This window comes from Myxococcus qinghaiensis (assembly GCF_024198215.1).
Classification (GTDB): Bacteria; Myxococcota; Myxococcia; order Myxococcales; family Myxococcaceae; genus Myxococcus; species Myxococcus qinghaiensis.
The window spans coordinates 132,541-158,064 of record NZ_JAKCFA010000019.1; the positions used below are offsets into that span (position 1 = coordinate 132,541).

At 68.8% G+C, this 25,524-nt stretch carries 21 protein-coding genes; 9 read left to right on the forward strand and 12 right to left on the reverse strand.

The genetic code is table 11. From position 1 onward, the window contains the following. Positions 1 to 33: 33 nt before the first annotated feature. The 4 genes from LZ199_RS31435 to LZ199_RS31450 form a co-directional block, all read right to left on the reverse strand. Positions 34 to 1,200, reverse strand: a complete 1,167-nt coding sequence (locus tag LZ199_RS31435) for an AraC family transcriptional regulator (RefSeq protein ID WP_253997445.1) — start codon at positions 1,198 to 1,200, stop codon at positions 34 to 36. Positions 1,201 to 1,211: 11 nt separating this feature from the next. Beyond that, positions 1,212 to 1,769 carry an anti-sigma factor gene (locus tag LZ199_RS31440; protein ID WP_253997446.1) on the reverse strand — a complete coding sequence of 186 codons (558 nt, stop codon included), beginning with the start codon at positions 1,767 to 1,769 and terminating at the stop codon, positions 1,212 to 1,214. Beyond that, positions 1,762 to 2,406: an RNA polymerase sigma factor gene (locus LZ199_RS31445; RefSeq protein ID WP_253997447.1), complete on the reverse strand. Its 645-nt coding sequence runs from the start codon at positions 2,404 to 2,406 to the stop codon at positions 1,762 to 1,764. Before LZ199_RS31445 ends, LZ199_RS31440 begins: the two co-directional genes overlap by 8 nt. Before the next feature lie 126 nt (positions 2,407 to 2,532). Next, on the reverse strand, positions 2,533 to 3,018 hold the full coding sequence (locus tag LZ199_RS31450; RefSeq protein ID WP_253997448.1) for a PaaI family thioesterase: 486 nt from the start codon (positions 3,016 to 3,018) through the stop codon (positions 2,533 to 2,535). A 114-nt stretch (positions 3,019 to 3,132) separates the two neighbouring features. Here LZ199_RS31450 and LZ199_RS31455 point away from each other — a divergent pair, with 114 nt between their 5' ends. Then, positions 3,133 to 5,457 carry an ATP-dependent helicase gene (locus LZ199_RS31455; protein ID WP_253997449.1) on the forward strand — a complete coding sequence of 775 codons (2,325 nt, stop codon included), beginning with the start codon at positions 3,133 to 3,135 and terminating at the stop codon, positions 5,455 to 5,457. Between the two features lie 235 nt (positions 5,458 to 5,692). Here the strand turns inward: LZ199_RS31455 and LZ199_RS31460 are convergent, their stop codons facing one another. After that, on the reverse strand, positions 5,693 to 6,730 hold the full coding sequence (locus LZ199_RS31460; protein ID WP_323389989.1) for an outer membrane protein assembly factor BamB family protein: 1,038 nt from the start codon (positions 6,728 to 6,730) through the stop codon (positions 5,693 to 5,695). Positions 6,731 to 6,825: 95 nt separating this feature from the next. Between LZ199_RS31460 and add the strand changes: the two genes are divergently transcribed. From add to LZ199_RS31480, 4 genes are all read left to right on the forward strand, one after another. Beyond that, positions 6,826 to 7,989: an adenosine deaminase gene (gene add / locus LZ199_RS31465; RefSeq protein WP_253997451.1), complete on the forward strand. Its 1,164-nt coding sequence runs from the start codon at positions 6,826 to 6,828 to the stop codon at positions 7,987 to 7,989. A 105-nt stretch (positions 7,990 to 8,094) separates the two neighbouring features. After that, positions 8,095 to 8,874, forward strand: a complete 780-nt coding sequence (locus LZ199_RS31470; protein ID WP_253997452.1) for an SDR family NAD(P)-dependent oxidoreductase — start codon at positions 8,095 to 8,097, stop codon at positions 8,872 to 8,874. A 291-nt stretch (positions 8,875 to 9,165) separates the two neighbouring features. Further along, positions 9,166 to 10,590, forward strand: coding sequence for an RtcB family protein (locus LZ199_RS31475; protein WP_253997453.1), 1,425 nt, complete (start codon positions 9,166 to 9,168; stop codon positions 10,588 to 10,590). Between the two features lie 127 nt (positions 10,591 to 10,717). Then, the gene (locus LZ199_RS31480) at positions 10,718 to 11,185 is read left to right on the forward strand and encodes a hypothetical protein (RefSeq protein WP_253997454.1); all 468 of its coding nucleotides are present in this window, start codon (positions 10,718 to 10,720) and stop codon (positions 11,183 to 11,185) included. Here the strand turns inward: LZ199_RS31480 and LZ199_RS31485 are convergent. Together LZ199_RS31485 and glgC are read right to left on the reverse strand one after the other, a co-directional pair. Beyond that, entirely contained in the window at positions 11,178 to 11,711 is a 534-nt protein-coding gene (locus tag LZ199_RS31485; protein ID WP_253997455.1) for a GNAT family N-acetyltransferase, read from the reverse strand. The two genes, LZ199_RS31480 and LZ199_RS31485, sit on opposite strands and share 8 nt — an antisense overlap. A gap of 6 nt (positions 11,712 to 11,717) precedes the next feature. Next, entirely contained in the window at positions 11,718 to 12,947 is a 1,230-nt protein-coding gene (glgC, locus tag LZ199_RS31490) for a glucose-1-phosphate adenylyltransferase (RefSeq protein WP_253997456.1), read from the reverse strand. A 227-nt stretch (positions 12,948 to 13,174) separates the two neighbouring features. On the opposite strand from glgC, the gene LZ199_RS31495 reads away from it, so the two are divergent. The 3 genes from LZ199_RS31495 (at position 13,175) to LZ199_RS31505 (ending at position 16,029) form a co-directional block, all read left to right on the forward strand. Further along, entirely contained in the window at positions 13,175 to 14,053 is an 879-nt protein-coding gene (locus LZ199_RS31495) for a diguanylate cyclase (RefSeq protein ID WP_253997457.1), read from the forward strand. Positions 14,054 to 14,055: 2 nt separating this feature from the next. Continuing rightward, positions 14,056 to 14,211, forward strand: a complete 156-nt coding sequence (locus LZ199_RS31500) for a hypothetical protein (protein WP_253997458.1) — start codon at positions 14,056 to 14,058, stop codon at positions 14,209 to 14,211. Positions 14,212 to 14,475: 264 nt separating this feature from the next. Next, the gene (locus LZ199_RS31505) at positions 14,476 to 16,029 is read left to right on the forward strand and encodes an MFS transporter (protein ID WP_253997459.1); all 1,554 of its coding nucleotides are present in this window, start codon (positions 14,476 to 14,478) and stop codon (positions 16,027 to 16,029) included. 46 nt (positions 16,030 to 16,075) lie between these two features. Here the strand turns inward: LZ199_RS31505 and LZ199_RS31510 are convergent, their stop codons facing one another. The 5 genes from LZ199_RS31510 to LZ199_RS31530 all read right to left on the reverse strand — a co-directional run bounded on the left by LZ199_RS31510 (position 16,076) and on the right by LZ199_RS31530 (position 24,879). Beyond that, positions 16,076 to 17,104, reverse strand: a complete 1,029-nt coding sequence (locus LZ199_RS31510) for an NAD-dependent epimerase/dehydratase family protein (RefSeq protein ID WP_253997460.1) — start codon at positions 17,102 to 17,104, stop codon at positions 16,076 to 16,078. Continuing rightward, on the reverse strand, positions 17,101 to 21,513 hold the full coding sequence (locus LZ199_RS31515; RefSeq protein ID WP_253997461.1) for an AMP-binding protein: 4,413 nt from the start codon (positions 21,511 to 21,513) through the stop codon (positions 17,101 to 17,103). Before LZ199_RS31515 ends, LZ199_RS31510 begins: the two co-directional genes overlap by 4 nt. Before the next feature lie 8 nt (positions 21,514 to 21,521). Further along, positions 21,522 to 23,132: a lactate racemase domain-containing protein gene (locus LZ199_RS31520; RefSeq protein WP_253997462.1), complete on the reverse strand. Its 1,611-nt coding sequence runs from the start codon at positions 23,130 to 23,132 to the stop codon at positions 21,522 to 21,524. Positions 23,133 to 23,146: 14 nt separating this feature from the next. Then, complete coding sequence (locus tag LZ199_RS31525) at positions 23,147 to 23,812, reverse strand: HAD family hydrolase (RefSeq protein ID WP_163868144.1); 666 nt, start codon at positions 23,810 to 23,812, stop codon at positions 23,147 to 23,149. An 86-nt stretch (positions 23,813 to 23,898) separates the two neighbouring features. After that, positions 23,899 to 24,879 (reverse strand): NAD-dependent epimerase/dehydratase family protein, encoded by a 981-nt coding sequence (locus tag LZ199_RS31530; protein WP_253997463.1) that lies wholly within the window; start codon positions 24,877 to 24,879, stop codon positions 23,899 to 23,901. 322 nt (positions 24,880 to 25,201) lie between these two features. Here LZ199_RS31530 and LZ199_RS31535 point away from each other — a divergent pair, with 322 nt between their 5' ends. After that, the gene (locus LZ199_RS31535; RefSeq protein ID WP_163868142.1) at positions 25,202 to 25,519 is read left to right on the forward strand and encodes an SWIB/MDM2 domain-containing protein; all 318 of its coding nucleotides are present in this window, start codon (positions 25,202 to 25,204) and stop codon (positions 25,517 to 25,519) included. The last annotated feature ends 5 nt before the right edge of the window (positions 25,520 to 25,524 follow it).

The following is a 25,524-nucleotide window of genomic DNA, read 5'->3' on the forward strand; positions in this document are numbered from 1 at the left end:
CGGTGAGCGCGGGGCCCCTCACTTCCCGGGCTGCTACTGATTCGGAGTGCCGGTGCGCTGCGTGTCGAGCGCCTCCCGGCTGAGCACGGGCGGCTGCGGGATGGGGAAGTTGCGAGCCGGCATGGTGCGGCGGAAGCCGTTGGCCAGGAAGGCCGTGACGAGCTGGGCCGCCGGAGGCCGGGTGCCGAGCGCAGCGCCGCACACGTCAATCTGGTCCATGACGCGCGGCCCTTCGTTGACCTGGTAGCGGTTGCAGGTGCTGTCCACCGCGGCGTTCTTGTCCCGCTGCAGCTCGCGCGTCAGCCGGCCCCACTTCATGGTGAGGGTGTCCGGAGAGAGCTGGATGCTGACGGGCTCTCCGCCCCACGTGCCGTCGATGAGCGTCTTCGAGGTGCCGGCCCTCACCTTCAGCTCCAGCTGACGCTGGCCGAAGGTGCCCGTCACTTCGATGCCGTGCTCGTAGATCTCCTCGGACAGGATGCTCACCCAGACGCCATCCGCGCGCCGGGTGTACGGCTTGTCCGCCGCGACGCGGCCATGGTTGAACCAGATGTCGCCCACACGGCCCAGGGGCACCTGCTCGTTCTTCGCCACGGGAGCGACTTCATCCAGCCCGGCGGGGCCGGTGGAGGCCACCAGCGGGCGCGCGGCGAGCAGGTCCGTCACGGGCACCGTGTTGTCCACGATGTCGAAGCGCACGCCGTCCAGCCACGCCTGGCCCGTGCCGCTCATGATGAGGCCGGCCATGATGGTGGTGGCCTCCTTGGGGACGTCCAGCACCACCTCGTAGCGCTTGCAGCCACGGGTGCCGACCAGCGCGCGTGACTGCATGTTGTCGAAGGCGAGCGGCTGCTTCGGGTCAGGCCCCTCCACGCGCATCCACAGGCCGGCCCAGCCGTCCACGTCCTTCACGCGCGCGGCGGCGGAGAAGCGCAGCCGCTTGCCGCGGAAGTCCTGCGCGCCGAAGGCCTGCATGAACGTGCCATAGCCCGCTTCGTCGAGAGACAACGAGCGCAGGTACGCGCTGCGGGCGCCCTCGCAGGGGGCGCTGTTGTCCACACCCGCCTCGTAGCGCTTGGGCGCGCTCTCCGTGACGTACCAGCCGACTGGCAGCTTCTGGGTGTCGCCCGACGACTGCGCCTGGGCCACGGGAGCGGCCAGGGCGAGCAGCAGGGCGACGAGGTTCTTCCGGAAGTCCATGGCGGGCGTCCTCACAGCGACACGGGCTGGCGCGCGCTCAGCGCGCCTTCGGGGAGGCCGGTGCGGGCCTCGTAGCGAGGGACCTCGGCGGTGCCCCAGGGATTCATGACGAGCAGGCCGCGCTCGGCGGCCTTGCGCGTGCAGAAGTCCTGCGTGGCCAGGTCCGGACAGGCGACGACGTTCGACTTCGTCGGAGAGTCGCCCTCATCCAGCTCCAGGGCCAGCGTGGGCGGATTCGCATCCAGGCTGTCGGGCACCGACGGATGTGTCGGCTTGTCGCCAGTCAACAGCACCAGCGTAAGCGAGGCCGCGGCCGCCAGGGCCGCGATGGCCGCGCCCGTCGCCGCGCGCCTGGCGTGCCACGCGAGGGGACGCACGACGCGCTCTTCCCGGGGGAAGGTGCTGGCCGCCTCGGTGAGCTGTTCGGACAGGAGGGCCTCCTCCTGCAGCAGTACGGCGCAAGGCTCACACTCCAGGGTGTGGGCCTCCAACGCCGCCGCCTTCTCCGGGGCCAGTGCGCCCAGGATGTATTGCTCCGCGGAGTCGCGGGTCAGGTGGGGCTTAAGCATGGGTCTCCTCCTCGAGCGCGGTTCGCAGCTTCTTGCGGACCTCGCACAGGATCTGCCGCACGCGCTGGACGGAGAGACCGACCTTCGCGGCGACTTCGGCATGGGGTAGCTCCTGGCCGTCACAGGCCAGGAGAAACACGCTCCGCGCGCTCGGCGACACCTGGGCGAGCGCGGCATGGGCGCGGGACAACTGCTCTTCGGAAAGCAGGCGACGCTCGGCGGACACGGCCGGGTCCACGGGGTGCTGACGCTCGGGCAATTCCTCCACCGCCCCGGAGATGGACTCTCGCCGGACGCGGCGGGCATCGTCCGCGGCCAGGAAGGCCGCCTGGGTGAGGGCGAGGTTGGGCAGGCGCAGCTCCGTCAGCAGCCCTCGCTGCTGTTGTTGGATGAGCCGGGCCCACGTCTCCTGGGCCAGCTCGTGCGCCCGGTCCACCCGGACGCCTCGGGCCAGCAGCGATACCACGACGCGGCGGTGGTGGCGCGCAACCAGTGCGTCCCACGCGCTCCGGTCCCCGGCGAGGGCCTTGCGCGACAGGGACTCCTCGTCCGTCCCGCGCGACGCCTCCATCGGCTCCTCGGCTTCCCTCGGTAGTCGAACCGTCGTCATCCGCAGGCCCTGCACGGCTGCACTCATGCCGTCTTCCCGTCGCTCTGAAGCGTCTCCGGGGCGTGGCCGCCGCTCCCCGGTGCCCGGGTAACGTGTGTCCGTGGCGGACATATCGTCGGAAACCGGGAAGATGTGCGGAGGGGTGGTCAAGGGTCAGTTGATGGCGGGGCTTTCCCCAGAGGACCAGGGGAGGTTGGAGAGGCGGACGACGCCCTGGCATCGCCCACACATCCTGTCCTGTGCGTCGTACACGCGGGCGGTGGCGAAGAGGAGGGTGAGGCCCTGGCTGTCGATTTCGGCCTCCACGCGGAGGTGGTCGCCGGTGACGGGTCGCTCGAAGCTCATGGAGAGCTGCACGGTGGCGCAGCGGCGGCTGGGGTCCACCAGCGCGCCACAGGTGCCGATGGCCAGGTCGAAGAGGGCGGCGAGGATGCCGCCGTTGACGGCGGCGGCGCTGCCCACGCCCCCTCGGTGCTCCGGCCGCAGCTCGGCCAGGGAGACGACGACCTTGCGGCCTTCGGGGAAGGACACGGAGGCGCCGAAGTGGCGCATCGTGAGGCTCTGGTTGAAGAGCTCCGCGTAGCGTTCCAGTGCGGCCTGGGTGGGCCGAGAAGGGGGACCTGAGGAGGAGTCGGACATGGTGTTTCGCCCTATATACCCGAGCGCGAAAAGCCAGGGGACCGGCCGGGCGTACCGGGGTGGCGGAAGGGCGCCCACCAAACGGAGAAAGACGTTAGAAGCAGAGGCTCCCCCTTGAGTCCCACCGTGAACGCCCACGAATCCGCCCTCCTCGAAGACCTGAATCCTCCCCAGCGCGAGGCCGTGCTGCACCGCGAGGGCCCGCTCCTGGTCCTGTCGGGCGCCGGCAGCGGCAAGACGCGCGTCATCACCCGCCGGGTGGCGCACCTGGTGAAGGTCCAAGAGGTCTTCCCGTGGCGCATCCTCGCCGTCACCTTCACCAACAAGGCGGCGCGGGAGATGCGCGAGCGCCTGGTGCAGTTGCTGGGGCGCCAGGCGAACGACCTGGTGGTGAGCACCTTCCACTCGGCCGCGGCGATGATTCTGCGGCGCGAGGCGGAGCACGTGGGGCTCACCCGCTCGTTCGTCATCTATGACGACGGGGACCAGCTCAACGTCGTGAAGCGGGCCATGCGGGAGGCGGGGCTGGAGCAGTCCATGCAACCGCGCGAAATCCTCAGTCGCATCGACCAGGAGAAGAACGCGGCCCGGCTGCCCGAGGACATGGAGGTGGCGCCCGGTGACGAGCGCGGCCAGCTGGTCCACAAGGTGTACCGGGCCTACCAGGACCGCCTGCGCGCGGCCAACGCCGTGGACTTTGGCGACCTGCTGCTCCTGCTGGTGACGCTGTTCCGCAAGCGGCCGGAGGTGCTGGAGAACTACCGGCGCCGCTTCCACCACGTGCTGGTGGACGAGTTCCAGGACACCAACCCGGTGCAGTACGCGCTCCTGCAGCAGCTGGCGCCGCCGCCGTCGGCGAACCTGGTGGTGGTGGGGGACGACGACCAGTCCATCTACCGCTGGCGCGGCGCGGACGTGGACAACATCCTCAACTTCCCCCGCGAGTACCCGGGCGCGAAGGTGGTGAAGCTGGAGCAGAACTACCGCTCGGACCGGAACATCCTGGACGCGGCCTACGAGGTCATCCGGAAGAACACGCGGCGGATGGAGAAGAAGCTGTGGTCGGACCGGCCCCCGGGCCAGACGCTCCAGCTCATGCTCAACCGCGACGAGCGGATGGAGGCGCAGGAGGTGGCGCGGCAGATTCTCGCGCTCCAGCGGGAGGGCTTCATCAAGTACTCCAGCATGGCGGTCTTCTACCGCGTCAATGCGCAGAGCCGTGTGCTGGAAGAGGGACTGCGGCTGGCGCGCGTGCCGTACACGCTGGTGAGCGGACGCAGCTTCTATGACCGCGCGGAGGTGCGGGACGCCTCCGCGTACCTGCGGCTGATGGTGAACCCGCGCTCGGACGCGGACCTGCTGCGCATCATCAACACGCCCGCGCGCGGAATCGGCGACACCACGGTGGAGCGGGTGACGGACCATGCCAACACCCAGGGCCAGAGCCTGTTCGAGGTCCTCGCCGAGCCCGAGCGCATCCCCGCGTTGAACAGCACGGCGGTGAAGCGGCTGCGCACGTTCCATGCGCTGCTGAAGTCGCTGAACGCCTACGCGGAGGGAACGACGGACGCGGCGAGCGCCGTGGACGAGATGCTGCGCGAGACGAAGCTGGTGGACACGCTTGTCGCCGAGGGCAGCGACGAGGCGACGACGCGCGCGGAGAACCTTCGCGAGTTCCTGGGCGCCGCGCAGGAGTTCGACTTGAACCGCGCGGCCGCGTCGGTGGCCGCCGCGGCGAATCCTCCCGCGGAGGTGCCGCCCGAGGTGGATGCCGCGCCGCTGTCGGCGGATACGCCTCCGCTCCAGGCGTTCCTGGAGCAGATTTCGCTCGTGGGTGATGCGGACGCGGAGGTCGGTGAGGGCCGGGTCGCGCTGATGACGCTGCATGCGGCCAAGGGCCTGGAGTTCGACGCGGTGTTCCTCACGGGCCTGGAGGACGGCGTCTTCCCTCACTCGCGCGCGCTGAAGGGCGAGGACCCGGACAACGGGGAGGAGATGGCCGAGGAACGGCGCCTCTGCTACGTGGGCTTCACCCGCGCGCGCAAGCGGCTCTTCGTGAGCCTGGCGCAGTGCCGCTCGCTGTTCGGCGAGTTGCGCTACAACCAGCCCAGCCGCTTCCTGCGAGACGTGCCGCCCAAGCTGTTCGGCATCAGCGAGCAGGACATCCCGGAGCCGCCCCGGCCCGCGCCCATGGCCCCCCCGCGCAAGCGGACCTGGGACGAGGACGACGGGCCGCGCATCGACCGCTCCTACTCGCAGGCGTCGGACATGGACGCGGTGAGCGGGGACGTGCGCGGCATGCGCGTGCGACACGAGCAGTTCGGCGTGGGCCGCATCGTCGCCACGGATGGCTCGGGGCCGAATGCCAAGGTGACGGTGGAGTTCGGCGGCGCCGTGGGACTCAAGCGCGTCATCGCCCGCTTCCTGATGCCAGGCTAGCGGGGGGACGCGCGGGGTTTCTTCCGCGCCCGAGTGAGGAAGCCGTGAGGATGAACCGCCAGATGGAAATCTGGTGCCTTTGACCACTTGGCTATCCCTCCTGTGGCTGAGGGAGCTGGATTCGAACCAGCGAAGTCCGAGGGCGTGTAGGGCCTCTTCTGCCGGGCGCGGAGGAGGGGACGCCCGTCCGCGAATTCCCTGACACCTCGGCGACGAGAATCCGCGGGGCCCGCGCTCAGGGCTCCGGTGGGCGCAGCTTCCACGACAGCACCCGCCCGTCCTGGCCGAGCACGAACACCTGCTCACCCAGGACCACCGGCCGCGAGCGCAGCGCCGTGTCCGTGCGCAGGGAGAACGCGCGCTCCCATGTGGGCCGCTTCAAGGCCACGAGCCGCCCCTGTCGTCCGTGGGTAGGCACCAGCAGCATGTCGCCAGGCGCCTCCGCCACGCCGGTGGTGAGCGCGTCCGGCAGTCCCACCCGCGCCACTTCCTTCCCGTCCTCCGGAGAGAGCGCCACCAGCACCGCGGCGTCCTCCACGCGCGCGCCCACCCACAAGAGGCCCAGGGCCAGGGAGGGCGGGCTGGTGAGCTCCTTCGCGGGGCTCTGCTCCCACAGGGGCGCGCCATCCCCGGCCTTCAAGGCCCAGACGCGCTTGTCTCGCGTGCTGACGAAGAGGACCTCTCCGGAGACCTCCAGTCCCAGCACGCCCCGGACCTCCTGCCGCCAGGCCTTGGCCCCGTCCTCCGAGGACAGCGCCACCAGCCCCGCGTCCCCGAGCGCCACCACCAGTCGTCCATCGACCAGGACAGGGGAGGGGAGCCCGCGACGGACGTCCAGGTGGGCCTCCTCGGCCTTGGGCGGGGGCGTCCTCCACCGGACCTTCCCGGTGTCCACCGCGTGTGAACGCACCGCGCCATCCGGGGCCACCACGTAGACGGAGGCTCCGTCGGGAGATGCGACGAGGGGCGTGAGGACCGGGGGCTCGCCGGTGAGGCGCCAGCGCTCCGCTCCGTCCGCGAGGGCCAGGCGCACCAGGTCTCCGGCGACTGTTCCGACGATGACGCTGTCGCCGGCCACGACGGGCCGCGTCGCCACCTCCCGTCCGAGCGCCACCCGCCAGACCACGGCTCCGGCGCGGTCCAGCCGCACCACGGCGCCGGCCTCGTTGCCGGTGAGGACCCCGTCCGGCAGGGGTGTCAGTCCGGCACGGGAGGATGCATCCGTGGAGTACCGGAAGGCCGTCTCCGCGGGTTCCCGGCACCCCACGGCCATCACCAATGTCAGGGCGAGGGCGGGGGCGAGGTGCCTGCATGGACACGCGCGGGGCGACATGGTTTGGAGGATGGCGTAAGGAAGGAAGTTCGACCATGCCTACGATTCGTGACGACGAGATTCCCAGCGCCACCGGCATCCCTTCTGGAGCCCGGCGGACGGACTTCGTCCCGCCCCCCACGCTGGCGGTGACGGAAGAGCTGCTGCACGCCCTGCCCAAGACGGACCTGCATTGCCACCTGGATGGCTCGATGCGGGTGAAGACCATCCTCGAGCTCGCCGAGCAGCAGAAGGTCAAGCTGCCCTCGGACACCGTGGACGGACTGGCCAAGGCCATCCACATGGGTGAGGTCTGCGAGAGCCTGGAGGAGTACCTCGTCGCGTTCGACGTGACGCTCTCCGTGCTCCAGACGGCGGATGCCCTCTACCGCGCGGCCTACGAGCTGGCGGTGGACGCGGCGGCGGAGAACGTTCGGTGGCTGGAGGTGCGCTACTCGCCCGCGCTGCACCTGCAGAAGGGCCTGAAGATGACCACCGTCATCGACTCGGTGCTCGAGGGCCTGCGGGTGGCCAAGCGCGAGACGGGCATCAAGTGCGGCGTCATCGTCTGCGGCATCCGCCACATCAATCCGCAGACGTCCATGCGGCTGGCGGAGCTGTCGGTGGCCTACAAGAACCGGGGCGTCATCGGCTTCGACCTCGCGGGCGCCGAGGCCAGCTTCCCGGCCAAGGACCACAAGGATGCCTTCCAGCTCATCCTGAAGAACAACGTCAACTGCACCGCCCACGCCGGCGAGGCGTACGGCCCCGAGTCCATCTCCCAGGCCATCCACAACCTGGGCTCGCACCGCATCGGCCACGGCACGCGGCTGCGCGAGGACGGGGACCTGCTCAACTACGTCAACGACCACCGGATTCCGCTGGAGGTCTGCCCCACGTCGAACGTGCAGACGGGCGCGGTGTCGAGCCTCTCCGCCCACCCGCTGAAGTTCTACTTCGACTACGGCCTGCGGGTGACCATCAACACCGACAACCGCCTCATCACCGACACCACGGTGACGAAGGAGCTGTGGGTGGCCCACAAGGAGCTCGGCCTGTCGCTGGATGACCTGGCCACCATCATCGTCTCCGGCTTCAAGAGCGCCTTCCTCCCGTTCCGCGAGAAGCAGGACATGCTGCGGCTGGTGAACGAGGAGATCGCCACCACGCTGGCCGCCTTCGACAAGAAGCGGCATGTGCCCGTGAAGCAGCCGGCGTGATGGCGTAGCCTCCGGTGCGTGCGCGGCGTCATCAGCCACGCACCGGTGTCCAGGCCGGAGGCGCTCGCGCGCTTCCGGTGCCGTGGCCCGCGAAGGAGTGCGCACATGGACCTGGAGCTGGGTGGCAAGGTGGTGTTGGTGACGGGCGGCTCGGATGGGCTGGGGGCGGCGGTGGCCCGGAGGCTCGTCCGGGAAGGGGCGAAGGTCGCCCTGTGTGCCCGGGGCGCGGAGCGGCTGGAGGCCACGGCCTCGGCCCTGCGCGCGGAGGGCGGTGACGTCCTCGCCGTTCAGGCGGACGTGTCCAAGGCGTGGGAAGTGGAGCACTTCGTGGACGCGGCCCATGCGCGGTGGGGGCGGGTGGACGCGCTGGTGAACAACGCCGGTACCGCCGCGGCCCGTCCGTTCGCCTCGGTGACGGACTCGGAGTGGGAGACGGACCTCCAGCTCAAGTTGTTCGCGGCGGTGCGCGCGTCGCGGCACGTGCTGCCCCACCTGAGCGAGTCGGGCGGCGGGTCCATCGTCAACGTGCTGTCGATTGGCGCGAAGATGCCTGGGGCGCAGTCGACGCCGTCCTCGGTGTCGCGCGCGGCGGGCATGGCGCTGACGAAGGCGCTGTCGAAGGAACTCGGAGCGAAGAACATCCGCGTGAATGCCGTGCTCGTGGGCATCATCGAGAGCGGCCAGTGGGTGCGCCGGGCGCAGGAGCTGGGCAAGTCGGTGGAGTCGTTCCAGGCGGAGATGGCGCGCAACGCGGGCATCCCCCTGGGTCGGGTGGGCCGCGCCGAGGAGTTCGCGGACGTCGTCGCCTTCCTGCTGTCTCCTCGTGGTGGCTACATCAGTGGCACGGCCATCAACGTCGACGGCGGCTTGTCCGGGGCGATGTAGTCCCGACGCGAGGCCCGGCTCGCGGTCATGTGCCGCTGGGCCGAGCGGGTGCTTGCCGTCGTGTGACGCGGGACACGGCGGGCCGCGACCTGGCGTGGAGTGTGGTGGCCATGAGGCCGCCCCGGTGGACTGTTTCGTCAGCCTGCGGCGCGGTCCGCGTCCCTGCGCGGTGAGGATGGCTTTCGAGCCGTCCGGCGACCGCGGCTGCTGACCCAAGGTCCACCATCTCTCTCCGCCACGTCTCCCCGAGAGGCTCGTCCGCGAGCACCGGGGCATTCCCTGAGTTGGGTCATGCAGCCGAAACTGAATCGGCTCCTGCGGGCGCTTGCCCGCGAGGGGCTCGAGGTGACCTATGACGGTCATCTCTACACCGTGCGCCTCCTCGGTGACGCGAACGCGCCACCCGCCGAGGTGCTTCTTCCTCCTGACCTGCCCGTCGAGGGCAAGGCCTTCCAACAACTCGCTCAGCTCGCCGCCCTGAAGCACCCGGGTGGTGGCGAGGTGCTGCGCGTGCGCGCCACCCCTGACTTCCACCCGGGCGACTCCGGCGTGGCCATCGGCTCGGTGCTGCACACGCGGGGGCTCGTCGTCCCGGGCGCCGTGGGCACCGACATCAACTGCGGCATGCGCTTGCATGTCGCGGACCTCTCCGTGGAGGACTTCCTGGCGCGACGAGACGACTTCGTCGAGCGCATGAAGGGCCACTACTTCTTCGGCACGAGGGACGTGGCGATGTCCTCGCGCGCGTCCACGGCCCTGCTGCGCGACGGCATCCCAGGCTGGCTCCTGGAGACGCTGGACGCACCGCTGGGCTGCGCGAAAGCGGCGGACCTGGCGCAGCTCGACGCGGAGGTGGGCCGCATCCACCTGGGCGGCGCGCTGCACGGCAACCCGAGCTGGGCTCCGGACGCACTCACCCGCGAGGGCGTGGTGCGCGACGCGGGCCTGGGCACCATCGGCGGAGGCAACCACTTCGTCGAGGTGCAGCGCGTGGAGGCCGTCGAGGACCGGGCGCGAGCCTGGGAGTGGGGCGTCCGCGAAGGGCAGCTGGCGTTCATGATTCACACCGGCAGCCGCGACGTGGGCAAACACGTCGGGGTGGCCTGGCGTGAGCGCACCCGCAAGGCCTGGCCCCAGGGGGCTCCCTTCCCGGAGAGCGGCATCCTCCCGCTGGCGGACGAGGCGCTCGTCGCCGGCTACCTGGAGGCCGAGGCCACCGCCGCCAACTACGCCTTCCTCAACCGCCTGCTGCTCGCGGAGCTGTTGCGACAGACGCTGCGCGAGCTGTTCGGCGACGTGGAGGCACCGCTTGTCTACGACGTACCGCACAACCTCACCCTCCCGTACGAGGGGGGCTGGTTGGCGCGCAAGGGCGCCTGCCCCGCGGGCGCCGAGCAGCCCGTCATCATCCCTGGCTCCATGGGCGCCACGTCCTTCCTCATGGTGGGGTGTGGTGATGCGCGGGCGCTGGAGTCCGCGTCCCATGGCGCGGGACGGGCGCGCTCGCGCTTCTCCCTGTCACGGGGTGGGGCGGACCAGAGCGAGGCGGCGCTGGGCCTGAAGGGCGTGGACTGCATCACCCTGCGCTCGGAGCGACGGGTGGAGGAGGCCCCCGCCGCCTACAAGCCCATCCGTCCCGTCGTCGACTCGCAGGTGAAGGCCGGCATCGTCCGCGAGGTGGCGCGTCTGGCGCCCTTGCTCACCTTCAAGGCGTGAGCCTGACGACGACTGGGGGACGGTGCGGCGCCATTTCGCTTGGTGTCCGCACCGTCTCCTGATTGGAATGCACGCCATCCTGGGCCATGGGCCCATGCACCCTTCACGCGTCACGGGAGCTGGAAACATGGAGAACACATACGGCGTCCCCGCGGGAGATGGCTTCCCCGGTACGAACCCGAAGGAGGCCGTGTCCCTGCCGGCCATCCTCCTGATGGTCACCTCCGCGGTGACGTTCCTGTGGGCCCTCACCAACCTGGCGACGCCCGTGGGGCCGGAGCAGCTGGAGCAGCTCTACAACGACCCGAACCTGGCGCAGTACCGGGACGTGCTGGAGCAGAACAAGGGGACCATCGACTGGTTCGTCTCCATGGGCGGCCGGTTGGCGATGTTCGGCCCCGTCATCCTCCTCAATGCGCTCACCTTCTTCGGCGCGTTCAAGATGCGGCAGCTCCAGAGCCGCGGACTGGCCATGGCGGGAGCCATCGCGTCGCTCGTGCCATGCTGTGGCACCTGTGGCTGCCTTGCCCTGCCCATCGGCATCTGGGCGCTGGTGGTCCTGGCCAAGCCCGAGGTGAAGGCCGCCTTCAGGTAGACGTCATCGCTCCGGCGCTCGGCTCGCGCCGCGAGGAGACCATGGGCCTGCGCTTCTGCATCCGCACGCAGGCCAGCTGCACCCGCTGCGTCAGCGGCCGGCTGGCCGGGTGCAGCGACACGTAGCCCCGGTGCCGGTAGAAGTCCTCCGCGTTGAGGCTGGCATCCAGGCCCAACAGCGGCGTGCCGTCACCCCAGGCCACCGACTCCAGCGCGGCGAGCAACCGGGAGCCGACGCCGTGGCCCACCTCGTCTGGCACCACGTAGAGGGCCTCCAGCTCTCCGGCGCGGCAGTTGAGCTGGCCGAAGCCGACGAGGCGCCGGCCTCGCTCCGCCACCAGCACCGTGCGCGGCCGGTCCGGCCGGAGATAGCCCTCCGGACGGAGCAGGCTCACCCAGGTGTTCAGCTCATCGGGGGCATAGACACCCTGGCACAGCGTCTCCACCGCCTCGGTGTGGACACGCCACAGCGCGCGACGGTCCGAGTCGCGCGCTGGCCGCAGGTGAAGGCCCCCCGATGAGACCATGACCGCTCACACCACCTTCATGCCCTTGGGAATGACGACGACGCCATCTGGCGTGACGTGGAAGCGCCGCTTGTCCTCCACCGGGTCGTAGCCAATGGTCGTCCCCGGCGGAATCTCCACGTTCTTGTCGATGATGGCCTTCCGGATGCGGCTGCGGCGGCCGATGGTGACGTTCTCGAAGAGGATGGACGCCTCCACTTCCGAGTACGAGTTGACGCGCACCTTCGGAGACAGCACGGAGCGATTCACGCGCCCGCCGGAGAGGATGCAGCCCTCCGCCACCAGCGAGTCCGTGGCGTAGCCGACCCGCTGGTTGTCCTTGTCCGCGAAGACGAACTTGGCCGGAGGGTAGTTGTTGGACTGCGTGTGGATGGGCCAGCGGTCGTTGTACAGGTTGAAGATGGGGTCCACCTCCACCAGCTCCATGTTGGACTGGTAGTAGATGTCGATGTTCCCCACGTCCCGCCAGTAGCCGCGCTCCTTGCCCTCCTGCCCGGCAATCTCGTTCTGCGCGAAGTCGTACACGTACACCGGCGCCGTCTTGTACAGCTCGCTGATGATGGACTTGCCGAAGTCGTGAGCGCTCGTCTCGTTGGCCGCGTCGCGCACCACCTCCTGCACCAGGACCTCGGTGGTGAAGAGGTAGTTGCCCATGGAGGCCAGGCACATCTTCGGGTTGCCCGGCATGGGCGGCGGGTCCTTGGGCTTCTCCAGGAACGCGCGCATGCGCCCGTCGGGGCCCACGTCGATGATGCCGAAGTCGCGCCCCTGCTCAATCGGGACGGGGATGGCCGCCACGGTGCACGCGGCCCGCTTGGACACGTGGAAGTCGAGCATCTGCCGCGTGTCCATCCGGTACACGTGGTCCGCGCCGAAGACGAAGATGAAGTCCGGCTCCTCGTCGGTGATGATGTTGAGGTTCTGGTAGATGGCGTCGACGCTGCCTTTGTACCAGTCCACGCCGGTGCGCATTTGCGCGGGCACCGCTTCCACGTAGTGGCCCAGGAAGGCCGACATCCGCCAGGCGCGGGACAGGTGGTTGTTGAGCGAGTCGCTCTTGTATTGGGTGAGCACCTTGACCCGGTAGACTCCCGAGTTGGTGAAGTTGGACAGGGCGAAATCGATGATGCGGTAGCGTCCCCCGAAGGGAACGGCGGGCTTGGCCCGCTCACGGGTGAGGGGCTCCAGGCGCGTACCCGCGCCGCCCGCCAGAATCATCGCCAGGACTTTGGACATAGTTGAGCCGGACGTTAGTCCGCGCCCTTCGGGCGACAAGGCCGCCGAGGCCTGCTCGGTTGCCTTCGTTGAGTGCTCAACCGCCCGGCCACGTCCTTCCCACCGGGCGGGACTCCCCAGATGTGGGACATGGTCGCCGTCGGGGGCGTCCCCGGAGCGCCTGGATGCACGGTTCCCGCTGGGGTTGCTTGGCTTCCGAAAAGGGGGTCGTGCTAGCCTTGGCGGCGATGTCAGGCGACGAAACGCGCGTCACCAAGATTTCCTCCCTGGATCTGCGCTCTGAGCGCAGCACCGAGTGCTGCCTCGTCCAGATTCACGGCCCGGAGCTCGGCAAGAAGTACCTTGTCGACTCCGAGCTGACCATTGGCAGGGACCAGCACAACCACATCGTGGTGGACCTGGACAACGTCTCCCGTCGGCACGCCCGCGTGCTGGGGCGGGGCGGGAAGATGCTGGTGGAGGATTTGGGCTCCACCAACGGCACCTACCTGAACGACCAGGAAGTGCTCCAGGCCCAGCCGCTTCGCAGCGGCGACCTCATCAAGGTCGGGGGCTCCATCTTCAAGTTCCTCGATGGCGACAACATCGAGACCCAGTACCACGAGACCATCTACACGCTGACCATCGCCGACGGCCTCACCGGCGTGAACAACAAGCGCTTCTTCCTGGAGTACCTCGAGCGGGAGATGGGTCGCTCCAGCAGGTACCAGCGCACGTTGTCGCTGATGATGTTCGACATCGACCACTTCAAGCAGATCAACGACGTCCACGGGCACCTGGCCGGGGACTACGTGCTGCGGGAGCTGGCCCAGTCCGTCAAGCGGCTGGTGCGCCGTGAGCAGTGCTTCGCGCGCTACGGCGGCGAGGAGTTCGCCGTGGTCATGCCCGAGGACGGGCCGGACAAGGCGCTCCTCTTCGCGGAGAAGATTCGCAAGCTCATCGCGGAGAAGGCCTTCTTCTACGACGAGAAGGAGATTCCCGTTACCATCTCCATCGGCGTGGCGGAGATGACGGCGGACATGACGGAGCCCACCCACTTCATCAAGGTGGCGGACGCCAACCTGTACAAGGCCAAGAAGACGGGCCGCAACCGGGTGGTGGGCTAGTCATGGCGCAAGGCGAGCAGGGCCCTTCCATGCTGGCGCGGCTGGTGCTCGTGCTGCTCGGGCTGGGCTTCCTGGGCGCCGCGTGGGTGTGGAGCCACCGCTCCGAGCCCTGGGCGGGGCAGATGGTGGACCGCGCCCGCGAGACGGTGGAGCGGTAGGGCCGCTGAAGCCCCGCGCCCTTTCGATTTCCCGCTGACCGCTCGTCATCCTGGACGCTGTCCGAGGCCTGGAGTGCGTCCTCGCTCGCCTCGCCGTCACGGCGTGCTCGGGTGCGTCCGGGCCGGGAGCCTCGTGTGTCCGGACAAGCCACCTCGGTGTCATGGTCCAACGTCCCTGGCGTCTGGGCCGCACGGGTTGGAATCAACGATGTCGAAGCGTGAGTCCTCGGGATGGGAACACCTGAAGCAGGGGAGGGTGATGCGATGACGAAGTCGCAGGATGCCGTGGGTGGAGCGCCTCTCCTGGCGGGACGCAGGGAGTGGATTGGCCTGGTGGTGCTCGCGCTCCCCACGCTGCTCATCTCGGTGGATGTCAGCGTGCTCTACCTGGCGCTGCCGCACCTGAGCGCGGAGCTGGGGGCGAGCAGCGTCCAGCAGCTGTGGATCATGGACATCTACGGCTTCATGCTCTCCGGCCTGCTCGTGACGATGGGCACGCTGGGAGACCGCATCGGCCGGCGCAAGCTGCTGCTGATAGGCGCGTCGGCCTTCTGTCTCGCGTCGGTGGCGGCGGCGTACTCCCGTACCCCGGAGATGCTCATCGCCTCGCGGGCCGCGCTGGGCATGGCCGGTGCGACGCTGATGCCGTCCACGCTGGCGCTCATCAGCAACATGTTCCAGGTGCCCCAGCAGCGCTCGCTGGCCATTGCTGTCTGGCTCAACTGCTTCCTGCTGGGCATGGTCATCGCGCCGCTGCTCGGAGGGCTGCTGTTGCAGCACTTCTGGTGGGGCGCCGCGTTCCTGATGGGCGTGCCGGTGATGGGGGTGTTGCTGGTGGCGGCGCCGCTGTTGCTCCCCGAATACAAGGACCCTTCGGGCGGCCGCGTGGAGCTGACCAGCGTGGCGTTGTCCCTGGCCACGATTCTCCCCACCGTCTACGGCCTCAAGCAGCTGGCCCGCTACGGCTGGCATCCGCTGCCCGCCACCGTGCTGCTGGGGGGACTCGCCCTGGGCGTGGTGTTCGTCCGGAGGCAGCGGCGGTTGGAGCATCCCTTGTTGGACCCCCGGCTGTTCGCGAACCGGGCGTTCAGCGCGACGCTGGTCATCATGCTGTTCATGGCCGTCTGCTCGGGCGGGATGGCCCTGCTCGTCCCCATGTACTTCCAATTGGTCGCGGGCCTGTCGCCCCTGGACGCCGGGCTGCGGATGGTGCCGCAGATGGTGGGGATGATGGCGGGCTCGCTCCTGGGGCCCTTCATCATCCGGAAGATGCGTCCGGGCTTCGTCATGGCCGCGGGGCTGATGTTGTCGGGCCTGGGCTATGGGGTGATGACCCAGGCGGACAGCGTGAGTGGAGGCCTGTTGCTGGTGGTCGGCACCGTCGTGGCGGCCATCGGCTTCGCGCCCATGGCCGTGCTGGGCACGGACCTGGTGGTGGGCTCGGCGCCTCCGGAGAAGGCCGGCTCCGCGGCCTCGACTTCGGAGACCGCCAATGAGCTGGGCTTCGCCCTGGGCGTCGCGGTGATGGGCAGCCTGGGCACCTTCATCTACCGCAAGCGGATGGACGCGGTGGTGTCGTCCGAAGTCCCGGTGGAGGTCGCCGACCGCGTGCGCGAGAGCCTCATCGGTGCGTCGGCCGTGGCGCCCTCGCTCTCCCCTTCGCTCCGGGAGGCCCTGCTGGTGCCCGCGAGGGAGTCCTTCACCCTGGGACTCAACACCGCGGCGGCGATTGGCGCGGTGGTGTTCCTGGCGCTCTCCGTCCTCGCGGCGGTGACGCTGCGCAACGTCCGTCCGGGACACCACACCGGAGACGGGTGACGCGCCGCCCGTCGTAAAGCGGCGCTCACCCGTGTGCGCGAGAAGCTCAGGTGCCTTCGCGCAAATCGCCCAGCCGGCCCTTGGTGCCGGGCAGGCTCCCGGGCGGCAGCTTCGCGTAGATGTGCTTCACGGTGTCGACGAGCGTCTCCTGCACGTCGCGCGCGTGGAAGCCGAGCTCGGCCTGGGCCTTGGCGGCATCCAGCCAGAAGTAGTGCTCGCCAATCTCCACTTCCTGCGGGTCCAACGGCGCGGGCGTGCCGCGCAGCTTCGCCCAGCGCTCCAGCAACTGGCCGCCCAGGATGTTCACCTGCTTGGGCAGCCGCAGCCGGGGCGCGGCCACGCCGGTGAGGCGCTCCAGCCGCTCGAAGAACTCCCGGGTCGTCATGTTCACGCCCATCAGGTGGCGGCCGTACAGCTCGCCCCGGGTGAGCGCCTGGAGGAACGCCTCCGCGGCGTCGCGCACGTCCACGAAGGAGATGCCGCCACCCGGCATCGCGGGAATCTCCCGGTTGAGGAACTTCACCACCGTCCACGTCGACGACAGCCGATCATCCCCGGGCCCCATCAACAGGCTGGGGTTGAGCACCACGAGGGGGATGGCGTGCTTGCGGCAGTACTCCAGCGCCAGCTTCTCTTCGTAGATTTTGGAGATGTAGTACGGCCACCGCGCTACCACGGTAATCGGGTAGTCAGCGGACTCGTCGAGCACCGCCTCCTCCTTCGACACCGCCGTGGTGCCGGACGTGGACGCGAGGACGACGCGCTTGACGCCCGCCTCGCGCACGTCGCGCAGGAGCTCGCGCGTGCTGTCCACGTGCAGCTCGAACATCTTCCGCGCGTCCTTCGGCTGGAAGGAGACGAGTCCGGCGAGGTGATAGACGCCCTCCACGCCGTCCAGCGCGCGGCGCACCGTGTCCCGGTCCTTCAGGTCGCCGGCGATGTACTCCGTGCCCGCATACGCGGGCCCCGTCGGACGCGAGCGTCCGATGAGGCGCACCGTGTGGCCCGCCGCCACCAGCTTGGGCACCAGATGCGTGCCCAGGAATCCCGTGCCTCCAGTGACGAGCAGCTTCACGAGTTCTTCCCTCCCGAGGGAAGCGCGGGCAGGACGTCCACGTCCGTCGAGGGCGGTCCGCCCAGGTTGAGGACGCGGCCGTCACGCAGCTCGCGCACCGCGTCCTCGGCGATGCGGGTGGCGTAGCGGTAGCTCTCCGAGCGCGACATGCCCTGTGCGCGCGCGCGCAGCGCCTCGTGTCCCAGCGCGGGGCCGATGCTCACCTTGAGGTCCTTGGACTTGGGGAAGACGCTGCCCTTGGGCAGCGCGTCGAAGGCGCCGTGGATGTAGAGCGGCAGCACGTCCACCCGGTACGTCAGCGCCAGGTAGCCCAGCGTGGACTTGAACTCCTGCAGCTCTCCGGTGGGCGAGCGCGTGCCCTCCGGGAAGATGAGGACGTTGAAGCCCTGGCGCAGCGCCTCGCCCGCCTGGCGCAGCGACTGGCGCAGCGAGCCGTGCCGTTCGATGGGGACCAGGTTGGTGAAGTTCTCGAACCACGCGCGCTTGAGCGGCGTGTCGAAGAAGTAGTCGCGCGCGGCCAGCGAGACGAGCCGGTCTCCCTGCTCCTCCAGCACCACGCGCACCAGGCCCGCGTCCAGGTGGCTGGCGTGGTTGGCGATGACCAGGAAGTTGCGGTTCATCGGGATGAAGGAGCGGCCCGTCACCTTCACGTCGAAGACGCCGCCGTAGAGGACCTTCTGCCCGAAGGTCAGCAGCTGCCGGCCCACGTCCGCGACGACGTCTGGCACCGGAATCTCCACCTCCTCCGCCTTCGCGTTCTCCTTGGAGATCTCCTTCGCCCGCGTCTCCGCCGACGGCCGGCGACCCGACGCAAGCACCACCTTGCGCAGGTCCTCCACCGTCTGCACCTGCGTCAAATCCTCAATCGCCGGCAACGGCACGCCCGCGCCTTCCAGCGCGGAGGACAGCTCCGTGAGCATCAGCGAGTCGAAGCCCAAGTCGCCCGTGAGGTGCGTCTCCGGACGCACGTCGGAGAGCGGCTTGTGGCAGACCTCGGCGATGAGCGGATAGAGCCACTCGGACGCGCCGCCGGTGCCCGCCACCGTGGCGGCCACCTTGTCGCGCGCCTTGGTGGCGCTGGCCGCCACGCGCTCCAGCCGCTGCAGCTCCTCCACCACCTGCTTGCGCTTCACCTTGCGCGTGGAGGTGCGCGGCAGCTCGCCGTCCCAGAAGCGCAGCACCTTCATGCGCCGGTAGAAGGGCATGCCCGCGCCCACCTTGCGGAAGTGCTCCTCCAACTCGCGGCGCACCTCCTCGCGGGGACGGTCGCCGTAGTCCGGCACGCACAGACACGCCACCTTCTCACCGCCCGCGTCGTCCGGCAGACCGACGATGGACAGCTCCTTGACGTGCGGGTGCTCCTGGTACAGCTCCTCCAGCTCGTCCGGGTAGATGTTCTTCCCGTTGTGGTCGATGATGACGTCCTTGGCTCGACCCACCAGGTACAGCCGGCCCTCCGCGTCCACGCGGCCCAGGTCGCCGGTGTGCAGCCAACCTTCCTTCAGCACCGCCTCCGTCGCCTCGCGGTCCCCGAAGTAGCCCGCCATGACGTTGGGGCCCTTGGCCAGCACCTCGCCAATGCCGTCATTGTCCGGCTGGAGGATGCGCACTTCGATTCCGGCGAGCGGCTTGCCCACCGAGCCGGGCGTGCGCTTGTTGCCGGGCGTCGCGACGGCGAGCACCGGCGCGGCCTCCGTCAGGCCGTAGCCCTCCGTGATGTTGAAGCCCAGCTCGTGGAAGGCCTTGTGCACTTCCTCGGGCAGCGCCGAGCCACCCGACACCAGCACCTTGATGCGCCCGCCGAACTTGCGGTGCACGGGCCAGAACAAGAGCTTGCCCAGGTTGACGTTAGCGCGGTTCCGCAGCTCACCGTGCGTGGCCATCATCGCCTTGATGGCCTGCTCCACCAGCGGCGGACGGCTGGCGAACTCCTGCGTCATCTTCCGGTGCAGCAGCTGCCACAGCGCCGGCACGCCAATCATCGCGGTGATGCGGCCCGTCTCGAAGACCTCGCCCAACCGGTCCGATGTCAGCTCGTCGATGTACGTGATTTCCGCGCCCCGCGAGAACGGCGTGAGGAAGCCCGCGGAGAACTCGAACGTGTGGTGCAGGGGCAGCACGGACAACACGCCGTCGCCCACGCCCACGTTGAACACGCCGGCCAGCTTCGCCACCAGCGAGGAGAAGTTGCGGTGGGTGAGCATCACGCCCTTGGGCGTGCCCGTCGTGCCCGACGTGAAGATGAGGCTCGCCAGGTCATCCGCGGACGCGGACTTGCGCACCGGCCCGATGCGGTCCTCCGGGTACGCCGGGTCGCCCGTCATCGCCTCCGCGAGGCTCGCGATGATGACGTTGTCACCCAGCGCGCCGAACAGGCCGGAGAAGTCCCGCGACGCGTCCTCGGACATCAGGCAGACCTTCGCCTCCGCCCGCTTCGCGATGTTGATGACCTCCGCCTCGCTCAGGCCCGGGTCCACCGGCACCATCGTCGCGCCCGCACGCAAGATGCCGAAGAAGCACGTGCCCCACTCGGGCCGGTTCTCCGACACCAGCAGCACCCGGTCTCCAGGCTTCACGCCCGAGCGCACGAGGAAGCTGCCCACGCGGGCCGCGTAGCGGTGCACCTCGCCGAAGGTGAAGCGCTCCTCCTTCTCGCCCGCCACCATGCGGAAGGCCACCCGGTGCCGGTACGCATGCACCGTCGCCTCGAACAGCTCCAGCAAGTCGCGGTGCGCGGGGATGACGGTGCGCTTCTCGCGCTCCTCCTCCAGGCCGGGAAACACCCACTTCTCCAGGCCCGGCAGGTGCGTCTCCATGAAGTACGCGCGCCAGTCGATGTGCTCCGGGTCCCACGGAATCTTCAGCCGGTCCGCGTGCACCATGCGCGTGTAGACGGAGCGCGTGTTGTCACAGCGGAAGACGTACCGGTTCTCGTAGAGGAAGGGGAGGAACAGGTCCGTCATCGCGATGAGGCCCGCGTTGCTCGTCTCCACTTCCTCGAGCGACACCTTGGCCTTGTCCAGCATCGCCTGCACGGCGGGCGCGCCCCACGCGGGCCGCACCTCGTCGATGGCCTTCCTCAGGAACTTGGCGCCCCGGACGAGCATGGGCGCGCTCATCCACTCGAACTCGAGCTTGCTGACCGGCTGCGGCTCCAGCCGCGAGCGCAGCGAGTTTAGCACCTTGTTGCCCGACTCCTTGTTCCGGTAGTAGCGCCGCCGGTACAGGCCCACCAGCTCCACGGAGCGGCTGGCGTAGAACGGATTCACGTCGCCGGAGGCCAGCTGGTAGACGCGCCGCTCCTCCACGTCGATGGACTGCGCGGTGATGCCAATCGTCGCGCCCGCCACCTGGTCCACTGGGATGATGTCCAGGATGGTGTTCTCACCCGCGGGGATGCCACCCGGGCCCTTGATGCCGGCGAACGCCAGCGGCGCGGACGTGGTGAAGCCCTCGTTCCAACCCGGGAAGGGGAAGTGGCGCGCGCTCTCCACAATGGAGGGCCGCACAATCGCGTAGCGCAGCCCCGGCGTGCCGGCGATGACCTGCTCGCCCAGGGACTTCGTGTACGTGTACGTGTTGGGCCAGCCCCAGTGCGCCGCGCGCTCCATGCCCGCGCGCACCAGCTCGCCGCTCAGCCACAGCTTGCGCTCACGGCCCACCGCGAGCCGCAGCGTCTTCTCGTCGTTGACGTCGCGGCCTTCCTCGGCCAGCCGGTCCAACGCCTTCTTGCGGAAGGTGGACGTCAGCGCCCGGTCATCGGCCTGCTCGCGCAGCCGCGCGACGATTCGCTCCGCGTCCTTCAGCTCCTGCTCCAGGCTGAAGTCGCGCCCGTCCAGCTCGTCCTTCTTCGGGAAGTAGCCGCGGACCTCCTCGTCCTCGAACACGAGCCCGCTGCGGTTGCCCGCGACGAACGACGTGGACATGTGGATGAGGGGCACCGCCCAGCGCAGCGCCAGCTCCACCGCGTACTTCACGCCGTGGGTGTTGACGTTGAGGCCGACTTCGAGCGACGGGTTGAAGGACACCAGGCCCGCGCAGTTGACGAAGGCGTGCACCTTGCCCGTCAGCTCCGCCACCTGGGCCTCTTCCAGGCCCACCCACGGGTCGGTGATGTCGCCGTCGAGGACCTGGCACTTCTTGCGCAGGAACTCGAGCGCGCCCTCTTCCCCGTAGGTGTCGCGCAGGGGCTGGAAGGGCTCGCTGGTGGCGACCTTGTCGAAGAAGCGACGCTCGGCGGAGGCCGCGCTGCCCTTGCGGACGAGCACGTACACACGCTCCAGCTCCTGCCCGTAGCGGTGCAGCAGCATGGACAGCGTCACCTTGCCCACGAAGCCCGTGGCGCCCGCGAACAACAGGCGCTTGCCGGTGAAGACCTGGGAGACGTTCAGCTCGGGTTGCGGTGACATGTCCGACCTCACTTCACGTCCACCATCACCGTGGGGGCAATGCGCAGGAGGCTGATGGTGGCCGAGCGGCCCATGAAGCCGCGCGCTTCCTCGATGGCCTCGGTGAGCGTGTCGGTGCGGTCCCAGCCGAGCAGCGCGGGGACGTGGTTGTTCTCCGCGCCCGCGACGATGACCTTGCCCACGTGCTGGCGACCGTTCTCGCCCCAGTACCACATGTAGAACGGGTGCACGCCGTGGTAGGCGTTGTTCTTGCGGTACAGGTGCACGTAGCTGGGGTTCTCCGCGAACTCCTTCTCGTACTTGTGCTCCAGCTTCATGGAGTCACGCGTCTCGGGAAGCAGCCGGTGGAAGAACTCGATGTAGCTGGGGTGGTGCTCCGGGTCGAACTCGTCGTAGGCCGGGTGCAGCAGGATGAGCACGCCGCCCTTCTTCACCAGCGGCACGCCGCGGTTCAGGTTGAAGAAGTAGCCCAGCCCCATCACCTGCACGAGCAGCGGGTTGAGGATGGAGTTGACGCTGTACGGAGAGACGAACGGAATCGGGAAGATGACGATGTCGCTCTGCCCCTCCACCGGCACCACGTACTGCTTCCAGCTGGTCTCCAGCGTCTTGGCGTGCGCGGGCTCGGTGGCCCCGGCGTACACGCCCGTGACGTCGTAGGGCGCCGGAATCGTGTTGAGGATTTTGCGGGCCGCCGCGCGCGGCATCTTGGACAACGCGTAGCGCATGGCCTGGAACTTCAGCCGGTCGCCCTCGGTGTAGTCCTCCTCGCGCTTGGCGAGGAAGTCCGTGGGCGCGCCGAACATGCGGTTGTTCAGCGTGGTCTCGATGTGGAAGACCTTCAGGTGCTTGTCGATGTTGCGGCCGATGCGCTCGTTGCTGCGGTACAGCGCGCTCGCCTTCGGCTCCATGTAGCTTTCCGAAGCGCGGATGGTCTTCGGATTGTGGTGGTGGCGCAGCGACGCGTAGTTGGACACGCCGGTGCCCATGGACTTGTGCCCGCCATTCATGGGCACGAAGTTCACGTTCACATAGATGATGAGGTCGCTCTCCGCGACGCGGCGGTTGACGGAGACTTCCTCGCCGTGGGACGTGCGCTCCAGCGCGACGATGCCGTCCGGGTCTTCCGCGTCGTGGTTGTAGTAACGGTCCGGATAGAAGGCGTCGTAGATCTTCTCGCCCACCATCCGCTTCATCTCGCCTTCCGTCATGCGACGGTGCAGCGCGTTGGCGATGACCAGGTGCACGTCATCCACGCCGCTGTCGGCGGCCAGCTCCAGCACCACCTCCAGGATGGACTGGCGCACGTCCGGCGTCACCATGGGCGGCAGCGGCACGCTGATGTCGTCGATGACGCACGTCAGCCGCATGCCCGGCTTGAGCAGCGCGTGCAGCGGGTCCATGCCATCCGGGTTGTTGATGGCCCAGCGGATGGCGGCCTTGACGTTGGGCACTCCCGCCATGGGCGGGCGGGGGAAGATGACCCGGGTACCCACGGGCAAATCTTCCTGGAGGAAGCCTTCACCGTAGAAGAGGGCGCGCGGGGGGCTGCCCTTCTCGGTGATGACGACCTGGCTTTCCTCGTCGTACAGCTTCTGGAGCGTCTTGAACGGGCGCATGGCGGGCAGGGGGACTACTTGAGGTCGAGGATGGGCCAGTTGTAGGCGCGCGCGATGGAGCGCAGCCGCAGGTCCGGGTTCACCGCGGTGGGACGGCCCACCACCGCGAGCATGGCGTAGTCGGAGGCGCTGTCGGAGTAGCCGTGGCACTTGTCCAGCGTCAGGCCCTCCTTGGCGCAATAGGCACGGATGGAGTTGGCCTTGTTCGCGCCTTCGATGATGGGCGGAATCACCTTGCCGGTGGCCTTGCCGCCCACGAACTGCATCTTGTTGGCGATCAGGTCATCGGCGCCCAGGTGCCGGGCGAGCGGACGCATGGTGAAGTCCAGCGCCCCCGTCACCAGCACGACTTTGCACCCGCTGCGGCGGGCCTGGTCGATGAGGTCCTGGGACTGCTCGAAGAGCGCGGGCTGCAGCACGTCCTCGAACATGTCCTCCGCGATGGTGACGAGGCGGTCCTCGGTCAACCCCGCGTAATAACGGTAGAAGAACTCGTTGAACGTCTTGCGGTCCAGCGAATCCATGAGCCCGAAGAGGGGCACGCTGAGGGCGGTGCTCAAGGTCCGTCCCGCGATGCCCGACACGGAGCCCCGGTTCATCGCGTAGTACGCGTAGACGTGGACGACGTTCGTCTTCACGAGCGTCCCGTCGACATCGAAAAAGGCGGCTTTCGAGGGCATGTGGCAGCGGGCTTCCTGACACTCCAGGGGGGGTGAGGTCAACGACGCCGGGACGGGGGAAGGCTCCCCCACCCCTGCTAGCATGGCTAGAGCCAGCCTTGCTCGCGGTACCACTCGGCGCTGCGGCGGATGGAGTCCTCCAAATCCCTCTTGGGGTGATACCCCAGGAGGCGCTCGGCCTTCGCGCTGGAACAGGTCCAGGCGGGCGCGAGCAGCTGTCGGGCCAGCTTCCGGTTCAGGGGGAGCTTCTTGCCCGTCACCCGCGACACGCCGTCCGCCGCCGAGGCGAGGGTGCTCAGCACCCAGGGACTCATGCGCACCGTGCGGGGTGTCAGGCCCAGCGCCTTCGCCCCCAGGTCCTGCACCGCCTCCAAGGAGAGCGGCCCACCCGGGCCCGCGCAGAAGAAGGCCTGGCCCACCGCGCTCGGGTGCTCGGCCTGCAGAATCAGCGCGTCCACCACGTCCTCCACGTCCACCATGGTGAGGGGACGGGGGCCGCCCACCAGCTCCAGCCGGATGCCCTTCTTCACCAGCTTGAAGAAGGTGAGGTTCTCCCGGTCTCCAGGGCCGAGGATGCGCGGCGGACGCGACACTGTCACCGGCAGCCGGTCTCCATAGGAGAAGGCGATGCGCTCCGCCTCCGCCTTGCTCTCGCCGTACCACTCGTGCGGATGGAAGGCGTCCTCCTCGACGTGCGGGCGGGTGGGGGAGGACGGCCCCATGGCCGCCAGCGAGCCGACCAGGACCAGGCGCGGACGGTGTCCCGCGGCCACCATGGCGTCGCACAACAGGCGCGTGCCCTCCGCGTTGACGCGCAGGAAGTCCTCGCGTGTCGCGCCGCGGCGAACGCCGGCGAGGTGGAAGACGACGTCCTGACCCTCCACGGCGGGGCGCAGCGAGGCGGCGTCCGTCACGTCCCCCTCCACGCGCGTATAGGAGATGCCGGCCAGTCCGGAGGCGTCTCCCCGAGGGCGCAGGAGGCACGTCACGGTGTCGCCGCGCGCCGCCAGGGCACGGGCCAACCAGATTCCAAGGAAGCCACCGGCTCCGGTGATGAGGGCTCGCATGGGTCGTTTCATCCGAAAAAGTACACCTCGTCCGCAAGCGGAATCCCACGTGCCCTGTCGCAATCCTCCGAGGGCGGACATCGCGCGAGGCCGGATTCTCGGGTCGGGACGCGCCGCGAGAGGGGGGCGTCCGAGCGAGAATCGTGCTGCGGAGCCGGTTTCTCGGGCATGAAACGCGTTGCGTAGGGCGTTTCCAGAGGGAAAAACGCAGGAGAGGGCTGTTTTTCGGGCTTGGGCGTGCTACCTACGGCCCACCGGCACTGGCTTAAAAACAAGCGAGGCCGCACAACGTCCCCTTCGGAGGGGAGGAGACTCAAGACGAATGGCCGCCAAGAAAGCTGCTGCGAAGAAGGCTCCCGCCGCCAAGAAGACCGCCGCTGCCCCGAAGCGCAAGCCGAATGCGTCGTTCATGAAGGAGATGACTCCTTCCGCCGCCCTGGCTGAGATTGTCGGCGCCAAGCCGCTGCCGCGCACCGAGGTCGTCAAGAAGCTCTGGGCCTACATCAAGAAGAACAACCTCCAGGACGCGAAGAACAAGCGGCAGATCAACGCCGACGACAAGCTCAAGCCGATCTTCGGCGGCAAGAAGAACGTCACCATGTTCGAGATGACCTCGCTGGTGAACAAGCAGCTGAGCTGACACCG

Bases quoted from the DNA above. Each gene is read 5' to 3' on its own strand.
- LZ199_RS31520 (WP_253997462.1), bottom strand. From the start codon at position 23,132: ATGCGCCCGTTCAAGACGCTCCAGAAGCTGTACGACGAGGAAAGCCAG.
- add (WP_253997451.1), top strand. From the start codon at position 6,826: ATGCCTACGATTCGTGACGACGAGATTCCCAGCGCCACCGGCATCCCT.
- LZ199_RS31480 (WP_253997454.1), top strand. From the start codon at position 10,718: ATGGAGAACACATACGGCGTCCCCGCGGGAGATGGCTTCCCCGGTACG.
- LZ199_RS31435 (WP_253997445.1), bottom strand. From the start codon at position 1,200: ATGGACTTCCGGAAGAACCTCGTCGCCCTGCTGCTCGCCCTGGCCGCT.
- LZ199_RS31515 (WP_253997461.1), bottom strand. From the start codon at position 21,513: ATGTCACCGCAACCCGAGCTGAACGTCTCCCAGGTCTTCACCGGCAAG.
- LZ199_RS31450 (WP_253997448.1), bottom strand. From the start codon at position 3,018: ATGTCCGACTCCTCCTCAGGTCCCCCTTCTCGGCCCACCCAGGCCGCA.
- LZ199_RS31530 (WP_253997463.1), bottom strand. From the start codon at position 24,879: ATGCGAGCCCTCATCACCGGAGCCGGTGGCTTCCTTGGAATCTGGTTG.
- glgC (WP_253997456.1), bottom strand. From the start codon at position 12,947: ATGTCCAAAGTCCTGGCGATGATTCTGGCGGGCGGCGCGGGTACGCGC.
- LZ199_RS31535 (WP_163868142.1), top strand. From the start codon at position 25,202: ATGGCCGCCAAGAAAGCTGCTGCGAAGAAGGCTCCCGCCGCCAAGAAG.
- LZ199_RS31500 (WP_253997458.1), top strand. From the start codon at position 14,056: ATGGCGCAAGGCGAGCAGGGCCCTTCCATGCTGGCGCGGCTGGTGCTC.
- LZ199_RS31460 (WP_323389989.1), bottom strand. From the start codon at position 6,730: ATGGCCGTGGGGTGCCGGGAACCCGCGGAGACGGCCTTCCGGTACTCC.
- LZ199_RS31475 (WP_253997453.1), top strand. From the start codon at position 9,166: ATGCAGCCGAAACTGAATCGGCTCCTGCGGGCGCTTGCCCGCGAGGGG.
- LZ199_RS31470 (WP_253997452.1), top strand. From the start codon at position 8,095: ATGGACCTGGAGCTGGGTGGCAAGGTGGTGTTGGTGACGGGCGGCTCG.
- LZ199_RS31440 (WP_253997446.1), bottom strand. From the start codon at position 1,769: ATGCTTAAGCCCCACCTGACCCGCGACTCCGCGGAGCAATACATCCTG.
- LZ199_RS31445 (WP_253997447.1), bottom strand. From the start codon at position 2,406: ATGAGTGCAGCCGTGCAGGGCCTGCGGATGACGACGGTTCGACTACCG.
- LZ199_RS31505 (WP_253997459.1), top strand. From the start codon at position 14,476: ATGACGAAGTCGCAGGATGCCGTGGGTGGAGCGCCTCTCCTGGCGGGA.
- LZ199_RS31485 (WP_253997455.1), bottom strand. From the start codon at position 11,711: ATGGTCTCATCGGGGGGCCTTCACCTGCGGCCAGCGCGCGACTCGGAC.
- LZ199_RS31495 (WP_253997457.1), top strand. From the start codon at position 13,175: ATGTCAGGCGACGAAACGCGCGTCACCAAGATTTCCTCCCTGGATCTG.
- LZ199_RS31525 (WP_163868144.1), bottom strand. From the start codon at position 23,812: ATGCCCTCGAAAGCCGCCTTTTTCGATGTCGACGGGACGCTCGTGAAG.